Here is a 13,011-nt window from a genome sequence, read left to right on the forward strand (position 1 = left end):
CGAGACCAAGGCCGCGGTCTCGATACACCTCCTCCACTCGCCCCCTTCGAGACGCCTGCTCGTTCCTCACAGGCCCCTCAGGACACAGGTCGCCGCACTCGACCCGCTCTGCTAGAAGATCTTGTCGAGGACGTCCTGGACCGGAGCGATCGCGAAGTAGACGACGAACAGCCCGGCGATCAGCCACATCAGCGGCGGCACCTGCTTGGCCCGGCTGCGCGCGAGCTTCACCACGACGAACGCGATGCAGCCGGCGCCGATGCCGACGGTGATCGAGTAGGAGAACGGCATCAGCACGATGGTCAGGAACGCCGGTATGGCGATGTCCCAGTCGTGCCAGTCGATCCCGCCGACCTGCTGCATCATCAGGAAGCCGACCAGCACCAGTGCGGGAGTCGCCGCCTCGTAGGGCACCACCTCGACCACCGGCGACAGGAACGTCGCCAACAGGAAGAGCGCTCCGGTGACCAGCGCGGACAGACCCGTCCGCGCCCCCTCACTGACACCCGCGGAGGATTCGATGTAACCGGTGTTCGAGCTGACCGCCGCCATACCGCCGGCAGCTGCGGCGACGGAGTCGACGACCAGGATCTTCTGCGCGTCGGTCGGCGTGCCGGTCTCGTCCAGCAGGTCGCCCTTGCTGCCGATCGCGACCATCGTGCCCATGGTGTCGAAGAAGTCGGCGAGCACCAGCGAGAAGATCAGCAGCAGTGCGGTGATGACACTGATCTTGCTGAACGAGCCGAACAGGCTGAAATGGCCGAGCAATCCGAAGTCCGGTGTCGCCACCCAGTCGGACGGCAGCTTCGGGACGTTCAGCCGCCAACCCGTCGGGTTCTTGCCGGTCGGGTCGGCGCCGGGGTGCCAGATCGCCTGCGCGATCACCGCGAGCACGGTCGTGCCCAGGATCGCAATCAGTATGGCGCCCTTGACCTTTCGCACGTAGAGCCCGATCACGGCGATCAGTCCGATGCAGAAGACCAGCAGCGGCCAACCGTTCAGCTGACCGTTGACGCCCAGCTGCACCGGGGTGCCGGCGCCCGCCCGGATGAAGCCGGAGTCGAAGAACGCGACGAAGGTGATGAACAGGCCGATGCCGACGCTGATCGCGGTCTTCATCGGCGGCGGCAGTGCCTTGAACGCCGCGACCCGGAAGCCGGACAACACCAGGACGAGCATGACGATGCCCTCGAGCACGACCAGCCCCATCGCGTCGGCCCATGTCATGTCGGGCAGCGCAGCGATCGAGAACGTCACAAAAGCGTTGAGCCCCAGACCTGTTGCGATCGCCATCGGATAGTTCGCGATGGCACCCATCAGGATCGTCATCACGCCCGCGACCAATGACGTCGCCGCAGCGACCTTGGCCAGCTGGGGGTCCGATCCGCCGCCGAGGAACGACCCGTGACCGCCGTCGTCCTTGACGGTGCCGATGATCAGCGGGTTGAGCACGATGATGTAGGCCATCGCGAAGAAGGTGACCAGACCACCACGGATCTCCCGCCCGATGGTCGAGCCGCGCTCGGTGATCTTGAAGTACCGGTCCAGCGCGTTCGGCGCCACGGCAGGTGAACTCATGGGCAGCAGCGTACCGGCGCCTCGCGCTCGATCCGGGTCAGGCGAAGCACACGACCGCACCGAGTCCGAGGTAGACGCAACCCGTGGTCCTGTTCACCATGCGCTGGGCTCGTGCCGACGAGCTCAACCGCCGGCTGAACGACCCCGCGAGCAGCGCGTAACTGCTGTCGCACACCACGGCCATCAGCACGAAGCAACACCCCAGCACGATGACCTGCCCGGACTCCGATCCCCGCACCGGCTGGACGAATTGGGGCAGGAAGGACAGGAAGAACAGGGCCGACTTGGGGTTCAGCAGGTCCACCATGACGCCGTCCCGGAAGAGCCGCGTCCTCGTCGCGTCCGTTGTCGACGGCGCTTCCACCGGTCCGACGGCGACCCGGATCTCACGAATCCCCAAGTACACCAGGTAGATCGCGCCGCCATACCGAAGCGCGGCGTAGACCGGCTGCGATGCAGCGACCAGCGCGGCAACCCCACCCGCCGCCGCGCACATGTGCACCACCGCACCGGTTTCGAGTCCGAGCATCGAGACCAGACCGGCGGCGCGACCCTGGGCGATGCTCCGAGACATCACGTAGACGACCGACGGGCCGGGCACGAGCAGCACCGCGAGCGCCGCGGCCGCAAACGTCAGCAACGTGTCGGTGGTCGGCATCCGTGCTCTCCCCCGCGAGTCATGACCGCACTCATGACATCCCCGGATCACCCATCACGCACCGGTCGATCGTCGAGTGTGTGGTTTGCGGCCCGCGGTCGTGACCAGCCGCAGGAACGGCCAGGCCCGGAATCTCGGGTCCCGCATCAGGGCGTGGTAGCGCGCCAGCTCCTCCTGGGCGACGCCCTGCGCGAGTAGCAGCGGTTTCGCCTGTGCGACATACGAACTCATCAGCAGGGCACCTGGATCGCCACCGGTGATCATCGGACAGAACTCGCAGCCACGGATGTCGGTCAGCCCGGCTTCAATCAGGTGTTGCTCGACCTCGTACGCCCATTCCACGGCGACACCGACTTCGCGCACCGCCCGGATACCGGCGCCGAGCACTCGGTCGGCGAGTGCCGCGTCGTCCGCGGTCGGCGCGGCGAGGACCTCCTGCGGCCGGTCGGGAGTCTCCCCCAGCACCAACCAACCGCCCGGTGCCAGCGCGTCGATCAACTCGGCCAGGACTCGTTCGCGATCGTCCAGGTGCATCAGTACGAGGCGCCCGTGGATCAGGTCGAAGCCGCCCTCCATTGGCAGTCCCTTCCGTATGTCGTGCTGGTGCACCTCGACCTGCTCCGGCACCTCGATCTGCTCGGTCTCGATGTCCACGGCGACGATCTCGCCCGCCCGGCCGACCCGGTGCGCCAGCCAGCGCGCAATCGACCCACCTCCCGAACCGAGGTCCAGGCAGCGCATGCCCGGCTGCACGCCGAGGTCACCGAGGAACCTCGTCGTAATCGGGTCGAGCAGTGTCTGCAAGTGCCCCAACTGTTCCCGTCCGGCGTCGGACGGGCTGTCGAAGACATACTCAGTGACTGGCTTCGTGGTTGTCGACATTCGTGAACTCCCCTGTGATCAATTGTGATTCGTAGTCGAAGGAACCGGTCCGATCGGCCGATCCGCGGGCTTGCGACCCGCCGTGGTGACCATCCGCAGATGCGGCCACGCCCGGAACTCCGGGTCCCGCATCAGTGCGTGGAAACGGTCGATCTCGGCTCCGGTGATCCCCACGCCGGCCAGCCGGTCCGCCATCTGTGCGACGTATGTGCTGACGAGCAGCGCGCACGGATCGCCGCCGCGCATCATCGGGCTGTACTCACTGCCGCGGATGTCCTCCAGCCCGGCAGCGGCCAGCTGTGCCTCGATCTCGTACGCCCAGTCCAGGGAGAGGCCGGCCTCCTCCGCGCAAATGAGCGCGGTGTGCACGAGCCGATCGGCAAGTTCCGCATCGGCGGCGCCGGGTGCGGCGAGCACCTCTTGCGGCCGGTCGGGCGAGTCACCCACCACCAGCCAGCCGCCCGGCGACAATGCATCCACGAGTTCGTGCAGGATCCGCAGCCGATCCGGCAGGTGGATCAACAGCAGCCGGGCGTGGATCAGGTCGAACGGACCATCGGCCGGGAGCCCCTCTCGTATGTCGTGCCGATACACATCCACCTGGGCCGGAACGTCCACCTGCTCGGTGTCCTTGTCGACGGCGACGACCTGACCGTGCGGACCGACACGGCCGGCCAGCCAGGTCGCGATCGACCCGGAACCTGCGCCCAGCTCGAGGCAGCGCGCGCCGCTCCATGGACCGAGGTGTTCGAGGAAATCCGTCGTGATCGGGTCGAAGACCGTCGTCAGGTGATCCACCTGCTGACGTCCCTGCTCCGACGGGCTGTGGAAGATGTAGTCAGTGGTGTCCGCGGTCATGCGTGCTTCCCTGGGTGCTGGCTGGTCAGTGCCGGCAGCCTGACCCGCAGCGCTTTATTGCCGGTTCATCGGCGGTTACAGGGGTCTTCGATAGACCTCCCCCGCTTCGGCACTCGACGAGAAAAAGTCAGAGCTGGCGCGCGATGACGACGGGGGTGTCCGGGACCGGTTCGGCCAGGAGGGCGTCGAATTCGTCGCTGCCGATCAGACCGAGCTCGTGCAGGATCCTGGTCGAGCGGTCCCAGCAGTCGCGGGCGGCCCGGGTGTCCCCTTGCTCGTGCCGGGCTCGTCCCAGTCCCCACAGGTGCTCGGCCTCGAAATACGTTCCGGCGTTGCCGGATTCGTGATCCGCTCGGAGGGCGCGTTCGAACTCCGCGACCGCCTTCGGCAGGTCACCCGCCCGGCGGTGCAGGTCGGCGACGTTGCCGATGAGCACCCCGGCGTGCCAGAGGTCACCGAACCGCTCGGCGATCTCGATGCCCTCTTCGTGCGCCGCCACCGCCGTTGCCAGGTCACCCGTCGTGGCGGACTGCAGACCGATCGCGATCAGACAGTCGAGCTGCCCCTCCCGGACGTCGAGCTCCCGGAAAATCGCCAGCGCCCTGCGCGCATAGTCGATGCTCTCCGCACCGTGGCCGATGCCCGCCATGGCCCGCGCGAAGACACGCAGCGTCGTCGCCTCGCCCCGACGTTGCCCGACACCGCGCCAGTGCGCGAGAGCGTGTTCGAGATGTGGCATTGCGTCCCGCGGACTGCCGAGCAGCGCGTTGATCCAGCCGAGGTCGTTCTCGAGCAGTGCTCGATGGTCGCTCGTGTCGTCGTCGCCGAGCGCTTCCAGGCCTGCGGTGATCAGCTCCCGCAGCTCGTACCACCGGCCACGCGTGTTCATCGGGGCGAACAGCACCGCCGCGAATGCCGCCGCGAGTTGCGGCCCGTCGCCGGGCAGAGTCGCAGCGCGTCGCGCGGACGCGACCAGGTTGGTGATCTCGTCCGACAACCATGCACCGATCTGGGCGTCGACGATGAGCCGGCGACCGGTGTTCTCCAGGCCGGCGGGCGCGAACCGCCACCGCCAGCTCTCCGGGGACTGGTGCAGCTCGGCGCTCAACGCCGTGCCGAGGTACCACTCCAGCGCGCGCCGCACTGCGTCGTCCCGGACGGCCTCAGGCTCCTGCTCCTCGGCCCGCTCCCGCGCGAAGAGCCGCAGCAGATCATGCAATCGGTAGCGGCCCGGCGCCCGCGACTCGGCCAGTTGGGCGTCGACGAGCTGGTCGAGGGTCGCTTCCGCCTCAGGCTCGGAGCAGCCGGCCAGGGCCGCGGCGACCGGCACACCGGCGTCCCAGCCGGGCAGCAACCCCAGCAGTCGGAACAGCCGCGCAGGCTCACCGGGTATGTCGGCGTAGCTGACCTCGAAACTGGTGCGTACGGCGCGGTCCGGCACCTCGAGCTCGTCGAGGCGCCGCTGCTCGTCCGACATACGACGAACGAGTTCGACGACCGGCCAGTGCGGCCGGCGGACCAGCTTGCCGCCGGCGATCCGCAGGGCCAGCGGAAGGAAGTCGCAGAGCCGCGCGAGCTGCTCGGCCACCCCGGGCTCGGCCCGGAGGCGATCGGACCCGGCCACCCGGGCGAGCAGCGCCACCGAGTCCTCCTGGCTGAGCGGGCCGAGTTGCAGACTGACCGCACCGTCCAGCGCGGTCAGCACACTCCGGCTGGTCACCAGCGCGGCGGACTGCGTCCCTCCGGGGAGCAGTGATCGGACCTGCGCCTCGTCCACGGCGTCGTCCAGCACCACGAGCAGTCGCCGGTCGGCGGTCAGCGTGCGCAATCGCGCCGAAGCCTCCGGAACGTCACGGGGTGTCTCGAAATCGGCGTCGCCGAGCGACCGGAGCAGGCGGTCGATCGCCTCCCAGACACCGAGCGGTCGCTCGCCCGGTGTGGCGCCGCGCAGGTTGAGATAGAGCTGCCCGTCGGGGAACTCGGCGGCGACATTGTGCGCCGCCTGGACGGCGAGCGCTGACTTGCCGACACCACCCGCGCCGGCCACGGCGACGATCGGAACGGCGCGACCGCGGGACCCGGACAGGTCCTTGCAGATGGCGTCGAGATCGCCGGTGCGACCGGTGAAACTGTTGTCCGCGGGCGGCAGTTCGGCCGGGACGGGTCGTGTCCTGGAAGCCGGGACCGCCGCGGCGGAAGAGTCCAGGCCGGGGTCCTCGTTGAGGATCCGCTGGTGCAGCTCCTGCACCGCGTGGCCGGGTTCGACACCGACGTCGTCGACCAGGCGGGACCGCAGACTGCGGTAGGCGTCGAGCGCCTCGGTCACCCGACCCGAGCGGTGCAACGCCAGCATCTGCTGCTCGACGAACCGCTCCCGCAACGGATGACGCGCGGTCAACTGCTGCAGCTCGGGCACCAGTCGCCCGTGCAGGCCGTGGTCGAGGTCGGCGTCGATCCGGGTCTCGAGCGCCGCGAGCCGCAACTCGGTCAACCGGTTCGCTTCCTCACGGACCACTTCGAGGTCGGCCATCCCGTCATACGCCGCGCCCCGCCAGAGGCCGAGTGCGTCGCGTGTCTCATCGGCCGCGAGCATCGCCTCGAACCGTCCGGAGTCGATCTCGTGCGGCTGCACCAGCAGCCGGTAGCGGCCGTCGCTGTGCGCCAACCGGCCGTCCCCGAGCAGGCGACGCAACCGGTGCACGTAGACCTGCACGTTGGAGCGCGCCGACTGCGGCGGGCGCCCCGCCCACAACACCTCGATGATCCGGTCGACCGACATCTCGTGCCGCTCGGCGGCCAGCAGCATCGCGAGCAGCCGGGCCGGTTTCGTCGGAGGTACCTCCACCGGAGATCCCCCGTCGTCATGAACCCGGAGCGGGCCCAACACCCCGAACCACATGGAATACGAGCCTATAGCGCGACCCCGGCGAGCGGGCCGGCCCTGAGCGGGCGATGAGCGGAGCGTCCGTTGGTTAGGCTGCTGCTCGTGAGCGACCGCATCCCCGACGAACCCGCCGAGGTCACCCCCGAGGCTTCGGCCGACGACCTGCTGCCGGTGCAGATCGACGTGTTGCGCGTCCTCGAGATCGGCATCGCGCTGTGGGTCGTCGCCCTGGTGTTGACCCTCGTCATACCGGCTCTGCATCAGGACGGGCGGGACTGGTGGCCGTGGACGTGCGTCGCCGGCGCGGGGCTCGGCGCCATCGGCTGGGCGTACATCAAGCGCGGCCGCGGAAACGCCAGCGCCGCATAACCGCCGTCGAGGTTCGAGGGCCGCGACCTGCGCGCCCCGACTTCCCCTCGCCCGGGCCGAGGGTAGAAGCTTGGGGGTATGACGCCAGACGCCATGCAGGACTCAACCACTTTCGTTCTTTTCGGCGCGACCGGTGACCTGTCCCGGCGCAAGCTGCTCCCAGGGTTGTTCCATCTCTTCGACACCCACCTGCTGGCCGACCTCCGGGTGATCGGCACCTCGCTGGAAGGCATGACGCGCGAGGAGTTCGTCGAGTTCGCCAAGAAGGCCGTCCATGAGTTCAGCAAGCACCCGGTCGAGCCGAAGGTCTGGAATGCCTTCGCCAAGCGACTGCACTACGTGCCGGGCTCGGACGGCCCGGCGGCATTGCGCAACGTCGTCGTCGAGGCCGAGAAGGACATGGCGCCGCCGATCCAGCATCTGCACTACCTGAGCGTTCCGCCGAAGGCGGCACTGGACGTCATCCAGACACTCGAGGCGGCCGGACTCGTCGAGGGTTCACGGGTCATCATGGAGAAGCCGTTCGGCACCGACCTGGAGAGCGCGGTCAAGCTCAACGCCGCCGTCCACCAGGTCTTCGACGAATCGCAGATCTACCGCATCGACCACTTCCTCGGGAAGGAAGCGGCGCTCAACATCCTCGCGTTCCGCTTCGCCAACGGGCTCTTCGAACCGATCTGGCACCGCAACTTCATCGATCACGTGCAGATCGACGTGCCCGAAGAGCTCGGCCTCGAGGGGCGCGCCGGCTTCTACGAGGGCACCGGTGCCTACCGCGACATGGTCGTCACGCACCTGTTCCAGGTGCTGGCGTTCACCGCGATGGAACCCCCGACGTCGCTCGACCCGGAGTCGATCACCGAGGAGAAGAACAAGGTCTTCCGCTCGATGGTGCCGCTCGAACCGACCGAGGTGGTTCGCGGGCAGTACCAGGGCTACCGCGACGAGAAGGGCGTCCACCCGGAGTCCGAGACCGAGACGTTCGTCGCCCTCAAGTGCCGCATCGACAACTGGCGTTGGGCCGGCGTCCCGTTCTACCTGCGCACCGGCAAGCGGCTCGCCGAGGGACAGCGGATCATCTCGATCGCCTTCAAGGAGCCGCCGAAGTCGATGTTCCCGTCCGGGTCCGGTGTCGGCCAGCAGGGCCCGGACCACCTGACCTTCGACCTCGCCGACGAGGCGCGAGTCTCGTTGTCGTTCTACGGAAAACGGCCCGGACCCGGCTTCCGGATGGACAAGGTGTCGATGCAGTTCGCCGTGCAGGACACCGACTGGGCCGGCTCCGTGCTCGAGGCCTACGAGCGGCTGATCTACGACGCAGTCCGTGGCGACCACACCCTCTTCACCACGGCGGAGGGCATCGAGCGGTTGTGGGAGATCAGCCAGCCGCTGCTGGACAACCCGCCGCCGGTCCGGCCCTACGCACCCGGCTCGTGGGGTCCCAACCAGATCCACCAGCTCGTCGCGCCCAGCGCCTGGCGACTGCCGTTCGAACGCAAGTGGCGCGAGCCGACAGCCTGACGCAACAGGCGAGGCGAGTCAGCCGAGCGACAAGCCGACGCCGCGAAGGCGACGACCGGGTGCGGTGGCTGATCGAGCGAGCTTGCGAGCCGATCAGCCACGACACCCGCGAGGAGCCGAAGCAGAGAGCTCAGATCAGTGCTGCGCGAGGACTCAGCTCAGGTAGCAGACGGTGTCCGGGTCATTGAACGTCCGCCGCACCCCGGCCACGTTGTTGGCGGCGTTCGCGTCCGGGGTGGTCACGGTCAAGGTGGTGGTTTCACCCTCGGTGCCGAGGATCTTGTAGACGTAGACGCGCAGTAGCGCGGCCGCCGTGATCTCGCGCGTCGTGACGAAGGTCGCCTGCGACGCGTCGGCCGAGACGGTCACGCCCGCGATGCCGTCGGTACCGCCGTTGAGACTGGTCATGATCGAGCCGACGGTCAGATTGCTCGCGGCTCCGGGGATCTGCTGGTTCACCACCACGTTGGACCCCGCGGGGACCGGAGTGGCGCCGGCCGTCAGCTCGAAGTACGCGAAGACCGAACCGAACATGTCCCCGGTGGGCAGGCAGCCCGCGGCGACCGCGAGATCGAAGTCGGTGGTCGACGCCGACGCGGCGGGCGCCGCCGCCGCTACCGCGACGACCGGCACGGACCAGGCCGCTCCCTTGGCGAGTTGACGACGTGACAGTGCAGACATGGAGTTCCTCCCGATTGCCGAACCTGGCCGACAATCCGGCCCCTGAGTCGTTAGCATCACGTGCACCGCAACCCACCGGCACCTTCCCCGAACGAACCCGAACAGATCGAGGATTCCGATGACCGAGGAGTTCGTCCCGGACCGTCCGCCGGCGCCTGGTGTGGTGACCTCCTGGGACGACATCGCCGATGCGCTCGGTGAGCTTCGGGAATGGGCGGGGTTGCCGTCATACGCCCTCATCGCGTCGGGCATCCGCGCGGCTCGCCTCGAGCGCGGGGTGCCCCAGTCGGAGGCCGCCATCGGACGCGTCACCGTCTACGACTACTTCCGGCACGGGCGCCGTCGGGTCGACGTCGACCTGGTTGTCGAGATCGCGCGGGCCCTCGGCGCTTCCGAGCGGCAAGCATCGGTATGGCGCCAGGCGACCCGCCGCGCCATGTCCCCCGCACGCGCCCTGCGCTCCGCTGCTGCCGACGTGACGCTTCCTGGCGCGCCCACGACGTATGTCGGCCGGCGCGACGAGCTGCGCCAGGTGCTCGCGGCCGACGGCCCGACCTTCATCGGCGGTCTGGCCGGCAGTGGGAAGTCGGCACTGGCACTGACTGCCGCACAGCGTTTCGCAGCAGCCGAGCCCGACAGCACGGCGTTGTACGTCGATCTGCTGGGCGCCGGCACCGAGCCGGCCGATCCACAGTGGGTGCTGCGTGAATTCCTGCGCGCACTCGGCGCGGATCCGGACCCCGCCGACCGGTCGTCCGCTTTCGCTGCGGCAGTGCAGCACCGCAGCGTCGTCCTGGTCCTCGACAATGCCGCGTCGGCCGAACAGCTCGCGCCGCTCCTGCCTGCCACCGGCAGTGCCCGCGTCATCGTGACCTCACGGCACGCACTGCCCGGCGCCTGGTCGGCATCCATCACGCTCAGTGAGCTGCCACCGGGCGAGGCCGTCGAACTCCTCACCCATCTGGCAGCGCGCACTACGGTCTCCGAGCCGGACAGGACCGCGTTGTCCGAGCTCTCCACCCTCGCAGGTGGACTGCCCCTCGCCTTGACAATCGTCGCCAATCGCCTTCGTACGCATAGTGATTGGCCGCTGAGCGATCACGTCCAGGCCTACCGCGAGAGACTGGACCTGTTGCGCTCGGATGCTGACCTCGTCGGTGCGCTCAGCGTCAGCGTCGACGCCCTGTCACCGGAGGAGCGGCGCTGTTTCCTGCTGTGTGCGCTCCATCCGGGCGCGGACTTCTCGGCGGACGCGTCCGGCGCGATGCTCGACCTTGGCCCCGACGAGGCACGTCGGGAGATCGAGCGACTGGAGGACCGCCATCTGGTGCGCGCCGTCCTGCCGGGCCGGTGGTCGATGCACGACCTGGTCCGGTCCTTCGGAGCGCGCCACGCTGTCAGCGATCTTCGCCCCGCAGAACGCAATCGGGCGATGGAGCGACTGCTGCACCACTATCTCGACGACTGCGTGGCCGCTGTCGCAGCTACCAAACCACACGCGGTCAGCGACTGGTTCTGGCTCAGCCGCCCGCCGACGCCTATGGAACCCCCTGAAGCAGCGCACCGGTGGTTCGACCAGGAATACCGCAACGTCGCGGCCGCGGTGTCCTGGGCGGCCGAGCACCGTCCCGAACTCGCCGTACGCCTCGCGGCCGCCGCATCCTGGCCGCTGTGGGACCGGGCCGACCTGGACCTCGCCACTGCGATGCATCGCACTGCGGTCCAGGCGGCCGAGTCGACCGGTGACCTCGCCGAGCGCGCCCTCGCGCTGCGACTGCTCGGTCTCACGCTCGTGCGAGCCGCCCGGTTCGCCGACGCACAGCCGCTGTTGGAGCGGTCGGCCGCGCTCCACCGCGAGTCCGGCGACCTACGGGGCGAGATCGCGTCCCTCAACGGTCAGGCGATCGTCGCCACCATCACCGGTCGGTATGACGAGGCGATGGCGATGCTGGAGCACATCGTCGCCTACTACGAGGCGCAACCGGAGACCGCCGAGAACGCCGACCGACTCTGTGTCGCGCTCGGCAACCTGGCGGTGGCACGCAGTCGCTCCGGCGATCACGGCACGGCGATCGACCTCGTGCGGCGTGCCCTCGAAGTAGCGGTCGCCCACGGACGGACGCAGCGTGAGCTCAATGCGCAGAGCAATCTTTCGGAGATGCTCGCCGAGGAGGGCCGGTTCGCCGAAGCCGAGACCGCTGCTCGGCGAGCATTGGAGCTGGCGCGAGCCGAGCACGACGAGATCACCGAGATCTATGCACTGACGAACCTTTCGACGGCTCTGGCCGGGAGCGATCAGATGGCGGAGGCACTCCGGCTCGGGGAGCAGGCACTGGCGCAGGCCAGGGCCGCCGACGCTCCGGACACGCTCGCTTCCGTCCTGAACAACCGTGCCGACCAGCTCGTCGCCGCCGGGACAGCGGACGATGCCCACGATCTGTACACGGAGGCACTATCCGTGGCCACCGGAATCGGCGAGGAACTGGAGATGCAGCGTGCGGCGGATGGGCTGGCGTCGCTCGGCGCCGGCTAACCGCTCCGAGCCGGCGTGAGTCTCGTCCGCACCAGGCTGGCGACCGTGAGGGCACTCGCCGCCGCGGGGAAGACCAGAACGGCCGAGGCCAACAGAACCATCACCGGGTACTGCCCGATCAACTGGTCCGACAGCCAGTAGGTCATCAGCGTCCCGACCGCCGCGCCGGCCAGCAGCCTGCTGAGCAAGCCGGCGACGAGTGCGACCCCGAGCAGCGTCTCCCACGCCGGCACGAGCGCGCCGAAAAGGGTCGGCGCCCGGCCCAGACTCTGACTCAGTAGATCGCTGAAAACCCCTGGTACGCATGGATTCTGTTTCGCACTGTCGACCACCAGGAGTATGTCGGCGCGGCCGAAGTGTGCGCGGTACTTCGTCATACCCTCACGTATCCAGAGCACTCCGAGCACTACGCGCACCGCACCACCGAGCGCCGGGCCGATCCACGACGGGATGCGGCGCCCGGTCATCACGAGGTCAACGCGGCCGCGCCGAACACCGCTTTGGCCTTGTCACAGTGCACGACCACGTCGGTGTAACCGGACGTCTTCACATCCATCAGATCGAACTTCTGGGTCGCCTTGTCGAAGGCTACCTTGCCGACTTCCTTGCCCTTCCCGACCGCAGCCTCGTCGGTGCCGTTGGTCAGGTAGAGGTGCAGGTCCGGCCCCTCGTCCGAGGAGAAGCCGGTCAACTTCACCGATCCGCCCCCGACCGCGACGGTGCCCTTCACGTGCTTGCCGTTCAGCCCCTTGAACATCCCGTGGTCCATGCTGTCGGCCATCATCGAGCCGCTCGACATGGGAGCGCTCGACGACATCGCCGAGTGACTGGACATGCTCGAGGACATGTCGGAGGAGGACGCTGCCGATCCCCCACCGCTTGATCCGCAGGCCGTGAGTGCCATCGCGGCGATGGCGATTCCGGTGCCGATGAAGGGTTTTGAACGCATGTGTGTCTCCTCGTAGCTCGTGTCAGCGGCCCGTTCGCCGGGCCGCGCCTCGGGGACCGATCGAAGCAGCGGGACCCACCGCGAGCCGCGGATCTTTC

The 13,011-nt window shown here is 68.5% G+C and carries 11 protein-coding genes; 3 read left to right on the forward strand and 8 right to left on the reverse strand.

The genetic code is table 11. The features are described 5' to 3' along the window. Positions 1-111: 111 nt before the first annotated feature. The 5 genes from ACZ50J_RS18920 to ACZ50J_RS18940 all read right to left on the reverse strand — a co-directional run bounded on the left by ACZ50J_RS18920 (position 112) and on the right by ACZ50J_RS18940 (position 6,821). Complete coding sequence (locus ACZ50J_RS18920; protein WP_464298703.1) at positions 112-1,578, reverse strand: NCS2 family permease; 1,467 nt, start codon at positions 1,576-1,578, stop codon at positions 112-114. A gap of 37 nt (positions 1,579-1,615) precedes the next feature. Next, positions 1,616-2,236, reverse strand: a complete 621-nt coding sequence (locus tag ACZ50J_RS18925; RefSeq protein WP_464298704.1) for a LysE family translocator — start codon at positions 2,234-2,236, stop codon at positions 1,616-1,618. 54 nt (positions 2,237-2,290) lie between these two features. Then, on the reverse strand, positions 2,291-3,118 hold the full coding sequence (locus ACZ50J_RS18930) for a class I SAM-dependent methyltransferase (RefSeq protein WP_464298705.1): 828 nt from the start codon (positions 3,116-3,118) through the stop codon (positions 2,291-2,293). 18 nt (positions 3,119-3,136) lie between these two features. Beyond that, positions 3,137-3,976, reverse strand: a complete 840-nt coding sequence (locus ACZ50J_RS18935; protein WP_464298706.1) for a class I SAM-dependent methyltransferase — start codon at positions 3,974-3,976, stop codon at positions 3,137-3,139. Between the two features lie 127 nt (positions 3,977-4,103). Then, positions 4,104-6,821, reverse strand: coding sequence for an AfsR/SARP family transcriptional regulator (locus tag ACZ50J_RS18940; protein WP_464298707.1), 2,718 nt, complete (start codon positions 6,819-6,821; stop codon positions 4,104-4,106). Positions 6,822-6,962: 141 nt separating this feature from the next. Here ACZ50J_RS18940 and ACZ50J_RS18945 point away from each other — a divergent pair, with 141 nt between their 5' ends. Further along, complete coding sequence (locus ACZ50J_RS18945; protein WP_464298708.1) at positions 6,963-7,229, forward strand: DUF2530 domain-containing protein; 267 nt, start codon at positions 6,963-6,965, stop codon at positions 7,227-7,229. Between the two features lie 78 nt (positions 7,230-7,307). Further along, positions 7,308-8,750, forward strand: a complete 1,443-nt coding sequence (zwf, locus tag ACZ50J_RS18950) for a glucose-6-phosphate dehydrogenase (protein WP_464298709.1) — start codon at positions 7,308-7,310, stop codon at positions 8,748-8,750. Positions 8,751-8,903: 153 nt separating this feature from the next. Here zwf and ACZ50J_RS18955 read toward each other — a convergent pair whose 3' ends face one another. Continuing rightward, positions 8,904-9,431 carry a hypothetical protein gene (locus ACZ50J_RS18955; RefSeq protein WP_464298710.1) on the reverse strand — a complete coding sequence of 176 codons (528 nt, stop codon included), beginning with the start codon at positions 9,429-9,431 and terminating at the stop codon, positions 8,904-8,906. Positions 9,432-9,549: 118 nt separating this feature from the next. Between ACZ50J_RS18955 and ACZ50J_RS18960 the strand changes: the two genes are divergently transcribed. Next, entirely contained in the window at positions 9,550-11,964 is a 2,415-nt protein-coding gene (locus tag ACZ50J_RS18960; protein ID WP_464298711.1) for an ATP-binding protein, read from the forward strand. Here ACZ50J_RS18960 and ACZ50J_RS18965 read toward each other — a convergent pair. Then, positions 11,961-12,431, reverse strand: a complete 471-nt coding sequence (locus ACZ50J_RS18965; protein WP_464298712.1) for a hypothetical protein — start codon at positions 12,429-12,431, stop codon at positions 11,961-11,963. The genes ACZ50J_RS18960 and ACZ50J_RS18965 overlap by 4 nt on opposite strands. After that, positions 12,431-12,913, reverse strand: coding sequence for a DM13 domain-containing protein (locus ACZ50J_RS18970; protein ID WP_464298713.1), 483 nt, complete (start codon positions 12,911-12,913; stop codon positions 12,431-12,433). Before ACZ50J_RS18970 ends, ACZ50J_RS18965 begins: the two co-directional genes overlap by 1 nt. Positions 12,914-13,011 lie beyond the last annotated feature (98 nt).

It is taken from the genome of Flexivirga sp. G2, from assembly GCF_055397625.1.